The sequence below is a fragment of the Adlercreutzia wanghongyangiae genome (assembly GCF_035989245.1).
Taxonomy (GTDB): Bacteria; Actinomycetota; Coriobacteriia; order Coriobacteriales; family Eggerthellaceae; genus Adlercreutzia; species Adlercreutzia wanghongyangiae.
Map to the genome: position 1 here is coordinate 22,727 of NZ_JAYMFF010000007.1, position 17,709 is coordinate 40,435.

Genomic DNA, 17,709 nt, shown 5'->3' on the forward strand with positions numbered 1-17,709 from the left:
GAGACTGCCATATCCGAGGCCTCGTCCCAGCTCATCCCACACGCAAGAAGGGGCCCCGGAGGGCCCCTTGCTTGACAGGCTTGGTTTTGGACTGCTCGTTAGCGAGCTGCCACGAAGTTCAGCTGCGCCTCGCACCAATCCAGCATCTTGCGGTTGGTCTCGAGGGTGGCCTGATCCTGCGGATCGTGCCGCTGGTCGAGGTCTGCAACGATTTGGCGGCAGGCATCGGCTTCGGCGCGCACAGCGGCCTCGTCGATATCCTCCACCGCGATGCCGTAACGGGCAAGCACGGTCACCTTGTCGTTGAACACCTGAGTTGCGCCGCCCATGATCAGAAACTCACGACGATCCTGGCCGTTCTCGCCCAGGTCGAGGGTGAGCACGCCGCCCTGACGGTTCAGGGACAGCATCAGCTCATGGCCGGGAAGCACACCGTAGGCACCATCGGCGCCGGGAATGCCGGCGTAGGTGATCTCGCCCTCGAACAGAGAGCGGTTAGGCGTGGCCACCATGCAGCGCATCACGGCCATTAGTTGCCGTCCTTCTGCATAGCCTCGTAGGCCTCGTACACCTGCTCGATGGCGCCCTTGTTCACGAAGCACTGCTCGGGAATGTGGTCGCACTTGCCATCGAGAATCTCCTTGAAGGAGCGCACGGTGTCCTCAACCTTCACGTACACGCCGGGCAGACCGGTGAACACCTCGGCCACGTGGAACGGCTGGCCCAGGAACTTCTGCACCTTACGGGCGCGGTTCACGGTCAGCTTCTGGTCTTCGGACAGCTCGTCCATGCCCAGAATGGCGATGATATCCTGCAGGTCCTTGTACTGCTGCAGAATCTGCTGCACGCCCATGGCCACGTCGTAGTGCTCCTGGCCCACGATCTCGGGATCCAGCGCGCGGGAGGTGGACTCCAGCGGGTCCACGGCCGGGTAGATGCCCAGCTCGGCAATGCCGCGGGACAGAACCGTCTTCGCATCCAGGTGGGTGAACGTGGTGGCCGGGGCCGGGTCGGTCAGGTCGTCGGCGGGCACGTACACAGCCTGCACCGAGGTGATGGAGCCGGTCTGCGTAGAGCAAATGCGCTCCTGCAGGTCGCCCATCTCGGTGGCCAGCGTGGGCTGGTAACCCACGGCAGAGGGCATACGGCCGAGCAGTGCGGACACCTCGGAGCCGGCCTGGGTGAAGCGGAAGATGTTGTCGATGAACAACAGCACGTCCTGACCCTGATCACGGAAGTACTCCGCCTCGGTCAGGCCCGCCAGACCCACGCGCAGACGAGCTCCCGGAGGCTCGTTCATCTGGCCGTACACCAGGCAGGTCTTCTCGATAACGCCGGAGTCGGTCATCTCGAGATACAGGTCGGTGCCCTCGCGGGTACGCTCGCCTACGCCGGTGAACACCGACGTGCCGCCGTGCTCCTGGGCCAGGTTGTTGATGAGCTCCTGGATACACACCGTCTTGCCTACGCCAGCGCCGCCGAACAGACCGGTCTTACCGCCCTTAACGTAGGGCTCGATCAGGTCGACGACCTTGATGCCGGTCTCGAAGGTCTCGGTGGTGGTCACCAGGGTATCGAACGGCGGGGCGGGATGGTGGATGGGACGCCACTCCACATCGGTGGGCATGGGCTTGCCGTCCACGGGCTCGCCCAGCACATTCCAAATACGGCCGAGGGTGGCCTGGCCCACGGGCATCATGATGGGGGCGCCGGTATCGACGGCCTCGATGCCGCGCACCATGCCGTCGGTCGACGTCATAGCGACGGTACGGACGATGTCACCGGGCAGGTGCGTCTGCACCTCAAGCACGGTGGAAACCTCGCCCGAGGGGGTTTCTGCCTTCACGGTCAAGGCGTTGTAGATGGCCGGCATGGCGTCTGCCGGGAACTCCACATCCACAACGGCGCCGACGATACGGACGATGCGTCCCGTGGCACCCTGCTTGGCCGCTGCTTTTTCAGTAGTTTCAGCCATTTAATCCTCCAAAGCTGCGGCACCGCCCACGATCTCGGTGATCTCCGTGGTGATAGCACCCTGGCGCACGGTGTTGTACACGCGCTCCAACGTGGAGACCATCTCGTTCGCGTTGTCGGTAGCCGACTTCATTGCGTTGCGGCGGGCACCTTGCTCACCCGCTGCCGAATCGAGCATTGCGTAGAAGAACGCATTGTTCAGGTAGGCGTTCAACATGTAGGACATGACCGACTCCGAGCTGGGCTCGAAATCGATATCGCCTGGTAGAGCCGTATCGTCCTTTTCACGGAAGTTCTTGAAGATATCTTCCTCTTGGGCCTTCAGGCCCAGAAGCTCGGCGTAGGACTCCTCCTTGATGGGAAGCACCTGCTGCTCGACCAGCGTCTGCTCGGCGGCGTTCTTCGCGTGGTTGTACACGATGAACACCTCGTCCAGATCGCCCTTGGCATAGGCCTCCATCACGTAGCCGGCAAGCTCGGCCGCCTGAGCGAACTCGGGATCGGCGGAATGACCGGCAAAGGAGAACACCGGCGCGATGTTGCGGTAGGTGAAGTAGCCGATGGCCTTCTTGCCACAGGCGGCCACTTCCACTTCCGCGCCCTCGCGCTGCTTCTGCTTCATGAGCTTCTCAACATAGCGCAGCACGTTGGTGTTGAAACCGCCGGCCAGGCCACGGTCGGAGGTGACGGCGACGATGAGCACGCGCCGCACCTCGTCGTGGGTCTGCAGGAGCGGTTCCGTCCCGATGGGAGCGTACTTCGCCGTGCTGATCAACATATCGGAGATGGCGACCGCCCAAGGCAGCGCGTTTTCCACGCGCTCAGAGGCGCGGCGAATCTTGGCAGCGGCGACCATTTCCATGGTGCGCGTGATCTGCTTCGTCGAGGAGACGGATTTGATTCGCCGTTCGATGTCATGTAGGTTGGGCATGGTCTACCTACCTTACGCCGTGGCGTCGAAAGACTGCTTGAACGCGGCGATAGCAGCCTTCAAGTTGGTCTCGATCTCGTCGGTCAGCTTCTTCTCGGTGTTGATGGCGTCGATGATCTCGGGCTTGGAAGCGCGCAGGCTGGCAAGCAGCTCGGTGCGGAAGCGCACCACGGCGTTCAGCGGCAGATCGTCGAGGAAGCCCTCGTTGCCGGCGAAGATGGCGATGACCTGCTCGGCCACGGGCATCGGGTTGTAGCGACCCTGCTTCAAAAGCTCGGTCATGTGCGAACCGCGGGTCAGCTGATCCTGCGTGGCCTTGTCCAGGTCGGAACCGAACTGGGTGAAGGCCTGCAGCTCGCGGTAGGACGCGAGATCCAGACGCAGGGAGCCGGCCACCTGCTTCATGGCCTTGATCTGCGCGGAACCGCCCACGCGGGACACCGAGATGCCCACGTCGACAGCCGGGCGCTGGCCCTGGAAGAACAGGTCGGTCTGCAGGAAGATCTGACCGTCGGTGATGGAGATCACGTTGGTGGGAATGTAGGCGGACACGTCGCCGGCCTGGGTCTCGATGATCGGCAGAGCCGTCATGGAGCCGCCGCCGTTCTCGTCCGACATCTTCACCGCGCGCTCCAGCAGGCGGGAATGCAGGTAGAACACGTCGCCGGGATAGGCCTCGCGTCCCGGAGGACGACGCAGGGTCAGCGACATCTGACGGTAGGCCACAGCCTGCTTGGACAGGTCGTCGTATACGATGAGCACGGCACGGCCGCGGTTCTCGGCGGAGGCGGGCTTGCCGTCGTCGCCGTTGTACACGAAGAACTCGCCCATGGCGGCACCGGCCATCGGGGCGATGTACTGCAGGGGCGCGGAGTCGGAAGCCGTAGCCGCCACGATGATGGTGTTGGCCATGGCGCCGTGGCGCTCAAGCGTCTCCACCACACCGGCAACCGTGGAGGCCTTCTGGCCGATAGCGACATAGATGCAGATCATGTCGGTATCTTTTTGGTTGATGATGGCGTCGATGGCGATAGCGGTCTTACCGGTCTGGCGGTCGCCGATGATCAGCTCACGCTGACCGCGGCCGATCGGCACCATCGAGTCGATGGCCAGGATACCGGTCTGCATGGGCTCGTCCACGGGCTGGCGGGAGATAACGCCGGGAGCCTTGAACTCCACGGGGCGGCTACCCTCGGCCTTGATGGGGCCCTTGCCGTCGATAGGCATGCCCAGGGGGTTCACCACGCGGCCGAGCATGGCCTTGCCGGCGGGAACCTCCACGATACGACCGGTCGTGCGGACCTGGTCGTTCTCCTTGATTGCGGTGACGTCACCGAGAAGCACGGCGCCGACCTCGTCCTCTTCGAGGTTCTGGGCCAGACCGTACACGGTCTTGCCGCCCTCGCCGATAAACTCGAGCAGCTCACCGGCCATGGCATCGCGAAGGCCGTCGACGCGTGCGATACCGTCGCCGACCTGGATGACCGTACCCACCTCGCGAGACTCAACGCTGACGTTCAGCGCCTCGAGCTGCTTGCGCAGCGCGGCGTCAATGGACTGTGCGGTGATTTCAGTCACTAGCATTCACCTCCATCTGTTGTGTCTTTGAGAATGTGGCGGGCGCGGTTGAGCTGCGAGATCATGCTCGCGTCAATGTGGTTGCCGTTCACACTCATGATGATGCCGCCCAGGATGGACTTGTCGATGCGCTCGCGCAGCACCGCTTTGCGTCCCAAGTCGGCCTCGGCTTTTTCCGTAATGAGTTGGCGCAGCTTATCGTCCAGGGGAACGGCGGTCGTCACATCGACCACCACCAGGCCGAGCCGCTCGCCCACCAGTTCGCAGTAGTCGGCGTACACGCGCGGCAGCAGGTCGGCCTGACCGCGCTCGGCCATGACGGCCAGCACTTCGCGCAGGGCCGGGTGGCAGTCGGCGAAAACCGCCTCCACCAGGGCCTTGCGCTGCTCCGCCGTGTAGTCGGCGTTCGACAGCGACACCGCGAGGTCCAGATCGGCGCGCATCAGGCGAATGATCTCGCCCATCTGCTCGCGCACATCCAGCACGGCCTGCTGGCCGCCCGCCTCGTTGGCCGCGTCGAACAGCACCGACGCGAATACCGCGACTTCCTCTTTGACGACAAGACGATTAGTTGCCATTGAAACTACCCGCCTCTTTTACATAGCGCTCGATGATCGCCCGATGCTCGCCCTCGGTGAGATCCTGCCCGATGAGACGGGCGGCCACATCCACCGACGTATCGGCGATGGAGGCCTGAAGATCGGCAATCGCCTGCTTCTTCTCAGCCTCGATGGCCAGCTTGGCCTTGGCGATCATGTCGGACGCCTCGGACTGCGCCTGGGCGGTGATGTCCGCCTTCACGGCCTCGCCGATAGCGCGGGCATCCGCGATGATCTGCGTCGACTGCGACTTCGCGTCAGCCAACTGCTGCTTGTACTCCGCAAGCACGCGCTCGCTTTCGATCTGCGCTTCCTCGGATTTCTTCAAGGCCTCGCGAATGGTGTTCTCGCGCTTCTCCAGCATGCCGTTGAACAGCGGCCAGCCGAATTTCGCCAGAACGACCCACAGGATGATGAAGGCGACGAGCATGGGAATAAACTCGTTCATCTTGGGCAGGATCGCGTCGATACCGCCCTCAGAAGCGAATGCATACGCAGGACAAGTCAGGGCGATTGCGGCCGTCGCAGCCACGACGCCGAACGCCTTCGATGCCTTATTCGTGCATTTCAACTCGCTTGCCTCCTGTTCTTGTGCTCGTAATCTCTTATACCGTTGATAAGCGATTAGCCGATGAAGAACAGAACCAAGCCGAGCAGCGCCAACGCCTCGGACATAGCGGCGCCGATGAAGAAGTAGCCCATGAGCTGACCCTTCATCTCGGGCTGGCGAGCAGCGGAGACGCACAGACCATAGGTCGCGATACCGATGCCGATGCCAGGGCCGATGGCAGCGAGGCCGTAGCCCACAACCTTCAGAGCGGCAAGTGCAAGAGTGATTTCCACAACTTCCTCCTTTGTCCAACCCCTCGCCTGTCAAGGGGTATTTACCAAATATGCTCAGCCGTGTGGAACAGCTGTGACACCAATTTCAAGTCGCATACGCTGCGACGGGCGACCGCGGGGCGGCAATGCGCTTTCGCGCCGGCTCCTAGTGGGCGTGGGTAGCCATCTGGATGTAGGAAGCCGACAGGATGGCGAACACGAAGGCCTGGATGAAGGCCACCAGGCACTCCAGGGCGTACATCAGCACCAGCAGCAGGAACCACGCGATGGACGGAATGCCCGCCACCAGATCCATGGTGCCGCTGAAGAGGGCCTGCTGCAAAAAGCAGGTGGTGGCGATGCCGAACACCGCGAGCACCATGTGACCCGCCAGCATGTTGCCGTAGAGTCGGACGGCCAGCGTGAGCACGCGGATGATCATCGAGAAGAACTCGAGGAACCAGATGACCGGCACCATGGGAGCCGGCACACCGGAGGGGCACAGCGTCTTCATGTAGCCGAAGAAGCCGAAGGTCTTCAGGCCGTACACGTTGAAGTACACAAACGAGATGGCCGCCAGCGCCCAGGTGCAGGAAATGGAACCCGTGGACGTCTTGAAGCCGGGCACCAGACCCAGAATGTTGCAGATGAGGATGAAGAAGAAGATGGTGGCCAGAAAGGGCACGTGCTTCTTGAACCCATGGCCGATAACGTCCTCGGCCACATTGCGGCTGACGAACTCATAGCCGTACTCAACCATGTTGCAGAACTTGTTGGTCGGCACGACCTGCAGCTTCTTCGCCGCGCCCAGCACCACCAGCAGCACCACGATAAAGGCGATGAACAGCCAGATGATGTACTGGGTCACATCCCAGCCACCGATGCTGAACACCGTTTGCGGCTCGAAGTGCGCCGCGAGGCCCTGAGCCTCATGCACGAACTCGTTCAGAGCTTCTTCCACTTTGCTCTCCCCTCGTTAATCCGAGTGCTTACTTACTTGTCTCCACGCTTGAGGATGCCGTTCCGGCGCACGACGAACGCAATGGTCGCGCCCAGGAACACCACCGCCTCAGCGATAGCGAACCCTACGAGGCCGTCCCGGGCGCACACCGCGCACAAAATAAGGCCGACCACCAGGACGACCAACGAGACGGAAACGCCGCCGAGGCCGTAGAGCCCCAACGACAATGTGCTTGTAGACGGATGCTTGCGAGCAAAATGAAAGGCAAGGAACAGAGGCGAAAACCCCAGGAATCCCACGAGGGCTCCGAGAGCAATCAGCATGGTTCACCTACTCCTTTCACCATGGCCAGCCAGCAACACGCATAGAAGCGAAGTGATTGTAACAAGCAATAGCAGGAGCGCTCTGCGGCCCCCTGAAGATGTGCGGGGTTTTTCCGTGAGTGGTCAACGGTTGGAAAACAAGAGCGCCGCCCCAGATGGGAGCGGCGCTGCGAGGGCGGCGGTGCGGCCTAAGCCAGGCGGCAAGCCTAGGAGCGCTCGGAGGCCTTCCCCGTAAACTCGCGCACCAGGATGCCCGATTCGGCGAGCATCTGCTGGGAGAGCTCGTCGGGATACGGGTTCTGGTAGACGATCTCCTTGATGCCGGCATTGATGAGCATCTTCGCGCACACCACGCAGGGCTGGGTGTTCACGTAAATGGTGGCGCCATCGATGTCGGTGCCGAAGCGGGCCGCCTGGATGATGGCGTTCTGCTCGGCATGCAGGCCGCGGCAAATCTCGTGGCGTTGGCCGCTGGGCACGCCGAGCTGCTGGCGGAGGCACCCCGTCTCCGAGCAGTGGGCGAGCCCCGTGGGCACGCCGTTGTAGCCCGTGGCCAGGATGCGGCGGTCCTTCACAATGACCGCACCCACCCCGCGGCGCAGGCACGTGGTGCGCTCGGCCACCTGGTTGGCCAGGTCCATGAAGTACTCGTCCCAGCTGGGGCGATGATCTTCCGCCATGTTTACTCCGTTCCGAAGATGCGGTCGCCGGCGTCGCCCAGGCCGGGCACGATGTAGGCGTCGTCGTTCAGGCCCTCGTCCACCGCGCAGGCGTAGATGACAAGATCGTCATCCTCGGCGAGCAATCGCTCGATGCCCTCGGGAGCCGCCACGATGCACAGGAAGCGGATGGTGCCCGCCACACCCGCGTCGCGCAGGTACTTCACGGCCGCCGCACCCGAGCCGCCCGTGGCGAGCATGGGGTCGAGCACGTAAACGCGGCGGCTCGCGATGTCGCGGGGCAGCTTGTCGTAGTAAGACTCCGGCTGGTGGGTCTCCTCGTTGCGGGCCATGCCCAGATGGCCCACCCGCGCCGTGGGAACCACCGCGAGCGCGCCGTCCACCATACCAAGACCCGCGCGCAAAATGGGCACGAAGGCCACCTTGCGCCCGGCGATCTGCTTGGCGTCGAAGGGCGCTACCGGGGTGTGGATGAACACGTTGGTCAACGGCAGGTCGCGCGTGGCCTCGTAGGTCTCGAACAGGGCCAGCTCGCTCACGATCTCGCGGAACTCGCTGGAGGGGGTGTGCTTGTCGCGCAGAATGGACAACTTGTGCTGCACGATGGGGTGGTCGAGGACGACGACGCGGTCATTCCATTCCATAAGTTCGTTCCTTTCGTCCGGCTGCGAGGCGGGCGGGGGCGCCCGTGCTCAAGCAATGGCTCGCTCGGCGGAACAGTCCACTGGATTGTTCCGAACGCTGCGCAGCCTGCGCGCAGGCGCCCCCGCCCGCCTCGCAGCCTGCGCAGCCCCGTTTGATACTTCTTTAGTACTCCAACCCGGGGTACAGGGGATGGGCCTCCAGCATGGCGTCGACCTTGGCGCGCACGTCGGCGAGCTTCGCCTCGTCGGCGGCATTGAACACCGTGGTGGCGATGAGCTGGCCCACCTCGTAGAAGTCCTCGGCGGTAAAGCCGCGGGTGGTGGCCGCGGCAGACCCCACGCGGATGCCGCTCGTCACGAAGGGCGAGCGCTGCTCGTTGGGGATGGAGTTCTTGTTCACGGTGAGCCCCACGCTCTCGAGCAGCTTCTCGGCATCCTTGCCGGTGATGTCGGAGGCCGTGAGGTCCACCAGGCACAAGTGGTTGTCGGTGCCGCCGGACACGAGGCGCAGCCCCCCGTCGGCCATGCCCTCGCCCAAACGACGGGCGTTTTCCACCACGTGCTGCATATAGGTGCGGTAGTCGGGGCGCAGCGCCTCACCGAAGGCCACGGCCTTGCCGGCGATGACGTGCATGAGCGGACCGCCCTGGGCGCCCGGGAAGATGGCCTTGTTGATCTTCGCGCCCAGCTCGTCGCTGTTGGTGAGGATGAAGCCGCCACGCGGGCCGCGCAGGGTCTTGTGACTCGTGGAGGTGACGATGTCGGCGTGGGGCATCGGGCTCGGGTGCAGCCCCGCGGCCACGAGGCCCGCGATATGGGCCATGTCCACCATGAGGTAGGCGCCCACCTCATGCGCGATGGCGGCCATGCGCTCGAAGTCGATAAAGCGCGGGTAGGCCGACGCGCCCGCCACAACCACCTTGGGGCGGCATTCCTTAGCGATGCGCTCAACCTCGTCGTAGTCGATGACCTCGGTTTCCGGGTTCACGCCATAGGAGACGATGTTGTACAGAAGCCCCGAGAAGTTCACCGGGCTGCCGTGGGTGAGATGCCCGCCGTGGTCGAGGCTCATACCGAGCACCGTGTCGCCCGGCTCGATGATGGACAGGTAGGCGCCGAAGTTCGCGCTGGCGCCGGAGTGGGGCTGCACGTTGGCGTACTTCGCGCCGTACAGCTCGCAAGCGCGGTCGCGGGCCAAGTCCTCCACCATATCCACCTTCTCGCAACCGCCGTAGTAGCGCTTGCCCGGGTAGCCCTCGGCGTACTTGTTAGTGAGCACGCTGCCCACGGCCTCCATGACCGCGCGCGACGTGAAGTTCTCCGATGCGATGAGCTCAACGCTGCCGCGCTGGCGGGCAAGCTCCTCGCGCAGGCACTCGGCTACCTGCGGATCTTGCGTGTTCAAAAACTCCAGAGCCATGTATGTCTCCCTTTCTTTTGCCTTGCCTGTCCGCGGGCGGAGTCCGAAACCCCGCTCCGGGCACGCGCCGCTCCGCTACTTCGCTTCGCTCAGGCGCTACGCTGCTTCATGCTTTTACTTGCGACCTTCGGTCGCTTTCCTTTTGGTGTTCAGACGGTGCCCTCCGGGGGTTTCGGGCTCCGCCCGCTGCTCTTCCAAAGATGATTGGTTAATCGAGCTGCATGATCTTCTCGACGCGACTGGCGTGCCTTCCTCCGCCGAATTCGGTGGCGAAGAAGGTGTCGAGGATTCGCTCGTTCTCCTCCAGGGGGACGAAGCGGCCGGACAGGGTGATGACGTTGGCGTCGTTGTGCTCGCGGCAGAGCGCGGCGAACTCGGTGTTGATGATGTTGGCGGCGCGCACGCCGGGCACCTTGTCGGCGGCCATGGCCATGCCGATGCCCGTTCCGCACACGAGCACGCCGAAATCGGCTGCGCCCTCGGCCACGTCGGCCGCCACGAGCGCCGCATAGTCGGGATAGTCCACACGGTCGTCGTTTGCGGGACCGCGGTCGCACACCTCGAAGCCCCTCGATTCCAAATACGCCGCCAAAGCCTGCTTCTGCTCGAAGCCGGCGTGGTCGGCACCGATGCTCACGCGCATGGGCCATGTCCTTTCCGTCGCTTGCGCTTCGGGTCGTATTGTAGGCGCTGACAGGGCGTCGCGCGGCGAGGCTCACGGTTTCCGCACCAAATCAGGAGGAACGGGGCGTCCTCCGCCGCGGACGCAGACTCCGGCGGCGCGCCAGTAAGTCAGATTCCGGAGGAATAGGCACTACAAAAAGCCAAATTCTGGAGGAATGGACCGCTCGGTCAGCTCAAGGGGCGAAAATTGCAGCAAATCTTGAGTTATGAGCGTGAGGGGAGAGATATGATAGACGATAATCGTTATATTTTCCCTCTTTGGAACCGCTTCAGACACCGCAGACGCTTATAACTCGCGATCTGATGCAATATCGGGCACCTTCGCCGACCGAAATCGCGCGCGGACGATCAACTGCGAGCAATCAGCTAAGGGTAATCGGTTGCGGAAGTCAACCACGAACGCGGGCCACGGCGGCGCGCCAGCGGGCCAGGCGCTCGGTGCGGGCCGACTCGTCGAAGGTGGGCAGGAAGCGCTCCTCCCCCTCGCGCAGCGCCAGAAGCGCCGCCGTGTCGGGCCAGAAGCCCGTGGTGAGGCCCGCCAGGTAGGCGGCACCGAGCGCCGTGGTCTCGGCATTGGCGGGCCGGCGCAGCGACACCCCCAGCATGTCGGCCTGGAACTGCATGAGGAAGTCGTTGGCCGCCGCTCCCCCGTCCACGTTCAGCACCGCCAGCGGCACCCCGGCGTCCTCGGTCATGGCCTGCACCAGGTCGCACACCTGGTAGGCCAGCGCCTCCAGGGCCGCCCGCACGATGTGGGCGCGCCCCGTGCCGCGGGTGAGCCCCAGGATGGCCCCGCGGGCCTCGGCATCCCACCACGGCGCGCCCAGGCCGGTGAACGCGGGCACCACCACGACGCCCTCAGTGCTAGACACGCTGCGGGCTATGGCATCGGTATCGGCCACGTTCCCGATGATGCCGAGCTCGTCGCGCAGCCATTGGATGAGCGCGCCGGCCACAAAGACGCTGCCCTCGAGCGCGTACTCGGTGCCCGCGGCACCAGGCGCCGAGGCGGCCACCGTGGTGATGAGCCCGTTGCTGCTCGTACAAGCCTCGTGACCCGTGTGCATGAGCAGAAAGCAGCCGGTACCGTAGGTGTTTTTCGCCTGGCCGGCCTCAAAGCAACACTGGCCGAAGAGCGCCGCCTGCTGGTCGCCTGCCACACCCGCGATGGGAATGCCCTGCACGAGCCCCGGGTTCGCCGTCTCGCCGAAGAAGCTGGCTGACGGGCGCACCTCGGGCATCATGGACGCGGGGATGCCGAACAGCTCCAGCAGGTAGGGGTCCCAGCAGCCCTCGTGGATGTTGTAGAGCATGGTGCGGCTGGCGTTCGTCACGTCGGTGGCGTGCACGGCCCCGTAGGTGAGCTTCCACAGAAGCCAGCTGTCCACGGTGCCGAAGGCCAGCTCGCCGCGCTCGGCGGCGGCCCGCGCCCCGGGCACCTCCCCCAGAATCCAGGCGATCTTGCTGGCCGAGAAGTACGCGTCGGGCACGAGCCCCGTGCGGGCGGTGACCTGCGCGACCACCTCGGGGTCGCTCGCCAGGGCCTCCATCATGGGCGCGGTGCGGCGGCACTGCCACACGATGGCGTTCGCGATGGGCTCGCCGGTGGCGCGGTTCCACACCACAGTGGTCTCGCGCTGGTTGGTGATGCCGATGGCGGCCACGTCCTCGGGGCTCACGCTGTAGGTGAGCAGAAGCTCGGTCAAGGCCCCCAGCTGGGACGACAGGATGTCGTGCGGGTCGTGCTCCACCCAGCCCGGCTGGGGGTACAGCTGCGGAAAGGGCCGCTGGACCGCCCCAGCGGCGCGGCCGACGCGATCGATGAGCATGGCGCGGGAAGAGGTAGTGCCCTGGTCCAGCGCGATGATGTACTTCTTCACTAGTGCTCCTCTTGTTGCTGTCTGCGGCTCACCGCCGGTCGGGCCATGGGGTAATGCTCAGTCGCTCAGACAGTCCTCGCTTTGTCGAACAGTCCACTGGACTGTTCGAGTTGCTGCGGAACTCGCTTGGTGAGCACCACCCCATGTCCCTCTACGCTCTGCCTTGGTCGAATCACTCGACACCATCTGCGGAACTCGCTCGGTCAAGGCACCCCGCGTTCCCGCTTCGCTCCGCCTCAGCTGCGTTCCTCGATCCATTCCAGGACGAACGCGCAGACTTCTTCCTTGCCGATTTCGTTTAGGATCTCGTGGCGCATGCCCGGGAAGAGGCGCAGGGTGACGTCCTCGGCGCCGGCGCGCTCCATGGACTCGGCGGCTTTCGCCACGCCGCGGCCGCAATCCCCCACCGGGTCGGCGTCGCCGGCCACGAAGAGCAGCGGCAGATCGTGGGGCGTGGCGCGGTAGGCGGCCGGACTGTTGGCGCGGGCCGCCAGCGCGGTCAGAGTGGCGTAGGCGCCAGCCGAGAACATGAAGCCTGCGCGCTCGTCGGCGATAAACGCGTCCACCACGTCGGCGTCGCGCGAGAGCCAATCGAAGGGCGTGCGGGCGTCCTTCACCGCGCGGCTGTAGGCGCCGTCGGCCAGGCTGTGCAGAAGCTTGCTCTTGTAGTCGGCGCCGCGTACCTTCGCGATGGCGCGGGCCAGCACATTGCCCGCCGCGGCCACGGCCTCGGGCTGGTTCGCCGTGCCGCAGACGACGGCGCCCGCGAGCCCCTCGCCGAAGCGGGGCAGGTAGTTGCGCAGCACCAGCGAGCCCATGGAATGCCCGAACATGAAGTAGGGCACATCGGGCGCCACCTGCCGCGTTACGAGCACGCGCAGCGTCTGCACGTCGTCCACGAGGGCACCGGCCCCGTCGGTCGGGTGCATGCGGCCGCGATGGGCCGCCGTGGGCGCCGTATCGCCGTGGCCGATGTGGTCGTGGCCCGCTACCAGGTAACCCTCACCAGCCAGAAAGCGTGCGAAGTCGTCGTAGCGGTCGATGTGCTCGGCCATGCCGTGGATGAGCTGCACTACCCCACGCGGGCGGAAGCAACCCGGCACATCGGCAGCGCCGCCGACGGCACGCTCCATGGTGGTCGGCACCCACAGCGCGGCATGCACCGCGCTTTTGCCGTCAGCGGAATCGAAGGTGAACTCGGTGCGGCCCACCGCGCCGTCCTTCGGCACGGCGGTCTCTCTCGGCTGGCTCATGACAGCGCTCCTTTCAGCACATCCCAGGACAAGGCCCCTTCGCGCAGCACGCGCGGGTGCTCTTCCGTGCAGTCTAGCACCGTGGAGGGCAGCGCGGGCCCATCCGTTGGCGAAGCGTGGGACGCCGCCGAGGTGCCCCCGGCATCGGGCGACAGGTAGAGACCGGCCGTAGCCGCCACCAGCGCCGGGTCCAAAGCGGAGGCGTCGTCGGTGGCGGGCGCGCCGGAGAAGTTGGCCGAGGTGACAGCCAAGGGGCATTCCGCAGCGCGGATCAGCGCCAGGGCATCGGCGCTGTCGGGCATGCGCAGGCCGATGGTTCCCGCCTCCGATTGGAAGGCCCTGGGCACCGCGTCGGCGGCGCGCACCACCAAGGTGAGCGCCCCCGGCCAGAAAGCGCGGGCCAGCCGGCGCGCGTAAGCGGGCACCGCCGCGCCGTACCTATCCAAGCTGGCCGGGCCGTCCACGAGCCATGCCACCGGTTTGCCGCCGTCGCGGTGCTTCAACCGGTACAGTCCGTCGGGCACCCGGGCGGCCGCCACCGAAACGCCCACGCCGAACACGGTGTCGGTGGGCAGCACCACCGCCTCGCCCGCGGCCAGGGCCGCGCAGGCTTCCTCGAGCGTCAGCGTCTTCATCGGGCACCTCCCTCGGCCACGCGCTCGGCAACGATGCCCTCGGCCACGCGCAGGCCGTCCACAGCGGCGCTGGTGATACCGCCGGCATAACCGGCGCCCTCGCCGCAAGGGTGCAGGCCGGCGATGTTCGATTGGAAGCGATCGTCGCGCACGATGCGCACGGGGCTGGAGCTGCGGGCCTCCACGGCGGTCATGACCGCCCCCGGATGCGCAAAGCCGCGCAGCTTGCGGTCGAGCAGCGGCAGCGCCTCGTCCATGGCCTCGGTCACGAAAGCGGGCAGGCAGTCCCGCAAGTCGCGCCAAGCCACGCCGCGCGGGTAGGTGGGATCTGCGAGAGGGGTTGCCTCGACAGTGCCCACGTCCGCCCCCGAACCGCCCGCCAGGAAATCGCCCACGGTCTGGGCCGGGGCCGTATAGGGTGCGCTGCCATCCGCGCGCCCCAGCTCGTAAGCGGCCCGCTCTATCTCGCGCTGGAAAGCCACCCCTTCCAGAGGGTCGTCGCCGGGCAGGTCGTCGGGGCGCACCTCCACGAGCAGGGCAGCGTTCGCGTTCGCGCCAGCACGGGCATGGCGGCTCATGCCGTTCACGCACAGGCCACCCTCCTCGCTGGCCGCGGCCACCACTTCCCCTCCCGGACACATGCAGAACGTGTACACGCCACGGCCGTCCGCCGTGTGCACGGCCAGCTTGTAGTCGGCCGCGCCCAGGGCCGCATGGCCGGCCGCAGGGCCGTACTGGGACCCGTTCACCAGCGCCTGGGGATGCTCGATGCGCACACCCACGGCGAAGGGCTTGCGCTCCATGACGGCACCCGCCTCCCGCACCATGGCGAAGGTGTCGCGGGCCGAGTGCCCGCAGGCCATCACCACGCAATCGGTCGAGACAACCTCCGTCGCGCCCGTCCGCTCGTCCACGAGACGCACGCCCGCCACGCGCCCATCCTCAAGCACAAGGCCGTCGAGACGCGCGAGAAAGCGCACCTCTCCCCCGGCCTCTTGAATGGCGCGGCGCAAGTTGCGCACCACGTCCACCAGAAGGTCGGTGCCGATATGGGGCTTGGCGTCCACGAGGATGTCCTCGGGCGCGCCCGCCTCCACGAAGGTTTCCAGCACATGGCGGATATGCGGGCTTTTGGTGCCCGTGTTCAACTTGCCGTCGGAAAACGTGCCGGCACCGCCTTCGCCGAACTGGATGTTCGTGCACCCGTCGAGGGACGCGCCGGCATTGAAGTCTTCCACGATGGCCACGCGCTCGTCCACCGACGCCCCGCGCTCTACCACGAGCGGCTTCAACCCGGCACGCGCCAAATACAGGGCACAGAACAGCCCCGCCGGTCCCGTTCCCACCACGAGCGGCCGCGGCGCATCGGCGCAGACGGAAACCCGCGGAATCGCAAGTGGCGCGGGCGGCTCGTACGGGCCGACGGCCACGCCCTTCGCCGGATGGGCCACCGCACCGTCGTCCAACCGTGCAGCCACGGTAACCACCCCGTGCACATTCGCCTTCTTCCGCGCGTCGACAGAGCGCTTCAGCAGCTTCACCTCGGCAATGTCGCTCGATCGAACCCCGAGCGCCCGCGCGACCTCCCGCTTGAAAAGCTCCTCGTTCTCGGGAAGAAGCGCATCGAGGGACACAGGAATATTAGAGGCTCGAATCATACTCGCCCCGCTTTCGTTGGAAAAAGACCGTGCTGTCACGGGAGAGCAAGCGGCCCCCGCCGGGGAGGGGCCCGCGCGGAGTTCCGCAGCGAACGGAACAGTCCGGTGGACTGTTCCGCCGAGCGAGGACTGTCTGAGCACGGCGCCCCTCCCCGGCGGGGGCCGCTGGACAAAGCCGACTCATCGCACGCACCATTATCTTTCCTCGCCCCGCGCCGAGCCGGAGGAACCCGCAAGCCTTTCCGCCGTCGACCAACCGGCGAGCAGGCCCGAGGCCCAAGCCCAGTGCAAGTTGTAGCCGCCACACGCCGCGTCCACGTCCAGCGCCTCGCCGACGACGTAGAGCCCGGGAACCTCGCGCAGCTCGCAGGTGCGCTCGTCCACTGCGCCAACTTCCACGCCCCCGCGATGCACCTGGCACTGCCGGGGGTCGCCGTGGCCGGTCGCGGGGAGGCGCAGCCCCTTCAGGAACGTCGCCATGCGCGCCGTCTCTCCCTTGGCCACGGGCCGCGCGCCGTTCAGGGCCGCCGCCTCCAGCAGCACATCGGCCACCGGTGCGAGCACCATGCCGCACAGCATGTCGTCCCACGTCGCCTCGCGCCCAAGGGAGGCGCGCAGCAGCTTGCGACGACGGTTGAGAAACGCCTCCATGTCGCAGAGGCGAATCCAGGGCACGAAGTCCACGGCGAGGACGTCGCCTGATTCGGCCAGACGGCTCAAATTGAAGGCGGCGATGCCCGAGACGCCGTACTTGCGGAACATCACCTCGCCCACCTCGCGGGACACAAGACGCTCGCCCTCGTGGGTGCCCAGCGGCAGGCCGTAGCAATTGCGCTCCTCGGGCGACGTCTCCTCGCCGGGGCGCCACAACTCCAGCGCCCCGCGCACGCGGATGTTGTCGAGGCGGCGCGGCCAGCGAGGCTCGGTGGCCAGCGGCCCCAGCGTCGGCTCCAGCTCGCGGAAGGGAACGCCCTCAGGCAGAAGCCCGCGCGCGACCGAACCGCCCACGGCCACGATCACCGCATCGGCCCGCTCGAAACGCCCGCCGGCCAGGCGCAGCGTGAACCGGCCGCCTGCCTCGCGCGGCGGCTGCACCGCCGCGACCTCGCATTCCGCGCGCTCCTCAACCCCGGCCGCAGCGCAGGTTGCGCGCAGACAGTCGAGCACAGACGTTGCCTTGTTCGCGAGCGGGTACAGTCGCCCCTCCCCTTCCTCGCGCCACATGAGCCCGTGATCGGCGAAAAACCCGAGCACCGCGTTGGATGCGCCCTCGGCTGCGAGAACGCCGCCACATCCAACCGGCTGACGCCCGAGCACCTCTTCCAAAGCCGCCAGGGCCGCTTCCACGAAGGGCCCGTTGCGATAGTCGCCGTCGCCGGGCCGCGCGTTCGAGAAGTTGCAGCGCCCGTTGCCCGTGGCAAGAATGGAGCGACCCACCCGGTCGGACGCCTCGTACACGACGACCCGCGCCGCGCTCGCGGCACCTTCCACGCCTCTACCACCTGAGCCCTCGGCACCTCGCGACGCTTCCACATTCCGCAACGCCTCCCCAGCCGCCACGGCCGCCGCCAGCCCTGAGGCCCCACCGCCTATGATCGCAATCGTCTTCGTTTCGTTCACGCCGCTTCCGCCCATTCGCTTCCCGCTGTGATCTATGCTAGAATGCG

Annotated in this window: 18 protein-coding genes; all 18 read right to left on the minus strand. The window is 65.9% G+C overall.

Annotated features, from left to right (window positions below):
- Window positions 1-98 precede the first annotated feature (98 nt).
- The gene (locus VIN30_RS04235; RefSeq protein ID WP_326426023.1) at window positions 99-530 is read right to left on the minus strand and encodes a F0F1 ATP synthase subunit delta/epsilon; all 432 of its coding nucleotides are present in this window, start codon (window positions 528-530) and stop codon (window positions 99-101) included.
- A complete protein-coding gene (atpD, locus tag VIN30_RS04240) occupies window positions 530-1,975 on the minus strand; it encodes a F0F1 ATP synthase subunit beta (RefSeq protein WP_326426021.1) in 1,446 nt (481 codons plus the stop codon). The genes VIN30_RS04235 and atpD overlap by 1 nt, the downstream gene beginning before the upstream one ends.
- On the minus strand, window positions 1,976-2,905 hold the full coding sequence (gene atpG / locus VIN30_RS04245) for an ATP synthase F1 subunit gamma (RefSeq protein WP_326426019.1): 930 nt from the start codon (window positions 2,903-2,905) through the stop codon (window positions 1,976-1,978).
- A 12-nt stretch (window positions 2,906-2,917) separates the two neighbouring features.
- Window positions 2,918-4,489 carry a F0F1 ATP synthase subunit alpha gene (atpA, locus tag VIN30_RS04250; protein ID WP_338209539.1) on the minus strand — a complete coding sequence of 524 codons (1,572 nt, stop codon included), beginning with the start codon at window positions 4,487-4,489 and terminating at the stop codon, window positions 2,918-2,920.
- Entirely contained in the window at window positions 4,483-5,061 is a 579-nt protein-coding gene (atpH, locus tag VIN30_RS04255; RefSeq protein ID WP_326426015.1) for an ATP synthase F1 subunit delta, read from the minus strand. The genes atpA and atpH overlap by 7 nt, the downstream gene beginning before the upstream one ends.
- Window positions 5,051-5,614 (minus strand): F0F1 ATP synthase subunit B, encoded by a 564-nt coding sequence (atpF, locus tag VIN30_RS04260; protein ID WP_326426068.1) that lies wholly within the window; start codon window positions 5,612-5,614, stop codon window positions 5,051-5,053. The genes atpH and atpF overlap by 11 nt, the downstream gene beginning before the upstream one ends.
- A 92-nt stretch (window positions 5,615-5,706) precedes the next feature.
- A complete protein-coding gene (gene atpE / locus VIN30_RS04265; protein WP_028027236.1) occupies window positions 5,707-5,925 on the minus strand; it encodes an ATP synthase F0 subunit C in 219 nt (72 codons plus the stop codon).
- A gap of 145 nt (window positions 5,926-6,070) precedes the next feature.
- Window positions 6,071-6,865, minus strand: coding sequence for a F0F1 ATP synthase subunit A (gene atpB / locus VIN30_RS04270; RefSeq protein ID WP_338209541.1), 795 nt, complete (start codon window positions 6,863-6,865; stop codon window positions 6,071-6,073).
- 32 nt (window positions 6,866-6,897) lie between these two features.
- The gene (locus VIN30_RS04275) at window positions 6,898-7,188 is read right to left on the minus strand and encodes a hypothetical protein (protein WP_338209543.1); all 291 of its coding nucleotides are present in this window, start codon (window positions 7,186-7,188) and stop codon (window positions 6,898-6,900) included.
- Window positions 7,189-7,394: 206 nt separating this feature from the next.
- Window positions 7,395-7,868, minus strand: a complete 474-nt coding sequence (locus VIN30_RS04280) for a deoxycytidylate deaminase (RefSeq protein WP_326426008.1) — start codon at window positions 7,866-7,868, stop codon at window positions 7,395-7,397.
- Window positions 7,869-7,870: 2 nt separating this feature from the next.
- On the minus strand, window positions 7,871-8,512 hold the full coding sequence (upp, locus tag VIN30_RS04285) for a uracil phosphoribosyltransferase (RefSeq protein ID WP_338209545.1): 642 nt from the start codon (window positions 8,510-8,512) through the stop codon (window positions 7,871-7,873).
- Window positions 8,513-8,675: 163 nt separating this feature from the next.
- Complete coding sequence (gene glyA / locus VIN30_RS04290) at window positions 8,676-9,932, minus strand: serine hydroxymethyltransferase (protein ID WP_338209547.1); 1,257 nt, start codon at window positions 9,930-9,932, stop codon at window positions 8,676-8,678.
- 208 nt (window positions 9,933-10,140) lie between these two features.
- Window positions 10,141-10,575 carry a ribose 5-phosphate isomerase B gene (gene rpiB, locus VIN30_RS04295; RefSeq protein WP_338209549.1) on the minus strand — a complete coding sequence of 145 codons (435 nt, stop codon included), beginning with the start codon at window positions 10,573-10,575 and terminating at the stop codon, window positions 10,141-10,143.
- Window positions 10,576-11,005: 430 nt separating this feature from the next.
- Window positions 11,006-12,496, minus strand: coding sequence for a glycerol kinase GlpK (gene glpK, locus VIN30_RS04300; protein WP_338209551.1), 1,491 nt, complete (start codon window positions 12,494-12,496; stop codon window positions 11,006-11,008).
- A gap of 236 nt (window positions 12,497-12,732) precedes the next feature.
- Window positions 12,733-13,749 carry an alpha/beta fold hydrolase gene (locus VIN30_RS04305; protein ID WP_338209552.1) on the minus strand — a complete coding sequence of 339 codons (1,017 nt, stop codon included), beginning with the start codon at window positions 13,747-13,749 and terminating at the stop codon, window positions 12,733-12,735.
- A complete protein-coding gene (locus tag VIN30_RS04310; RefSeq protein ID WP_338209553.1) occupies window positions 13,746-14,384 on the minus strand; it encodes an L-threonylcarbamoyladenylate synthase in 639 nt (212 codons plus the stop codon). Before VIN30_RS04310 ends, VIN30_RS04305 begins: the two co-directional genes overlap by 4 nt.
- Entirely contained in the window at window positions 14,381-16,042 is a 1,662-nt protein-coding gene (locus VIN30_RS04315; RefSeq protein ID WP_338209556.1) for an NAD(P)/FAD-dependent oxidoreductase, read from the minus strand. Before VIN30_RS04315 ends, VIN30_RS04310 begins: the two co-directional genes overlap by 4 nt.
- A 195-nt stretch (window positions 16,043-16,237) precedes the next feature.
- Window positions 16,238-17,662, minus strand: coding sequence for an NAD(P)/FAD-dependent oxidoreductase (locus tag VIN30_RS04320; RefSeq protein WP_338209558.1), 1,425 nt, complete (start codon window positions 17,660-17,662; stop codon window positions 16,238-16,240).
- Window positions 17,663-17,709: the final 47 nt, after the last annotated feature.

Excerpts from the sequence above, each read along its gene's own strand:
- VIN30_RS04315 (WP_338209556.1), bottom strand. The coding sequence starts at position 16,042 with ATGATTCGAGCCTCTAATATTCCTGTGTCCCTCGATGCGCTTCTTCCC.
- VIN30_RS04275 (WP_338209543.1), bottom strand. The coding sequence starts at position 7,188 with ATGCTGATTGCTCTCGGAGCCCTCGTGGGATTCCTGGGGTTTTCGCCT.
- VIN30_RS04310 (WP_338209553.1), bottom strand. The coding sequence starts at position 14,384 with ATGAAGACGCTGACGCTCGAGGAAGCCTGCGCGGCCCTGGCCGCGGGC.
- atpH (WP_326426015.1), bottom strand. The coding sequence starts at position 5,061 with ATGGCAACTAATCGTCTTGTCGTCAAAGAGGAAGTCGCGGTATTCGCG.
- atpA (WP_338209539.1), bottom strand. The coding sequence starts at position 4,489 with ATGCTAGTGACTGAAATCACCGCACAGTCCATTGACGCCGCGCTGCGC.
- VIN30_RS04305 (WP_338209552.1), bottom strand. The coding sequence starts at position 13,749 with ATGAGCCAGCCGAGAGAGACCGCCGTGCCGAAGGACGGCGCGGTGGGC.
- glyA (WP_338209547.1), bottom strand. The coding sequence starts at position 9,932 with ATGGCTCTGGAGTTTTTGAACACGCAAGATCCGCAGGTAGCCGAGTGC.
- upp (WP_338209545.1), bottom strand. The coding sequence starts at position 8,512 with ATGGAATGGAATGACCGCGTCGTCGTCCTCGACCACCCCATCGTGCAG.
- atpD (WP_326426021.1), bottom strand. The coding sequence starts at position 1,975 with ATGGCTGAAACTACTGAAAAAGCAGCGGCCAAGCAGGGTGCCACGGGA.
- VIN30_RS04235 (WP_326426023.1), bottom strand. The coding sequence starts at position 530 with ATGGCCGTGATGCGCTGCATGGTGGCCACGCCTAACCGCTCTCTGTTC.
- rpiB (WP_338209549.1), bottom strand. The coding sequence starts at position 10,575 with ATGCGCGTGAGCATCGGTGCCGACCACGCCGGCTTCGAGCAGAAGCAG.
- VIN30_RS04280 (WP_326426008.1), bottom strand. The coding sequence starts at position 7,868 with ATGGCGGAAGATCATCGCCCCAGCTGGGACGAGTACTTCATGGACCTG.
- atpG (WP_326426019.1), bottom strand. The coding sequence starts at position 2,905 with ATGCCCAACCTACATGACATCGAACGGCGAATCAAATCCGTCTCCTCG.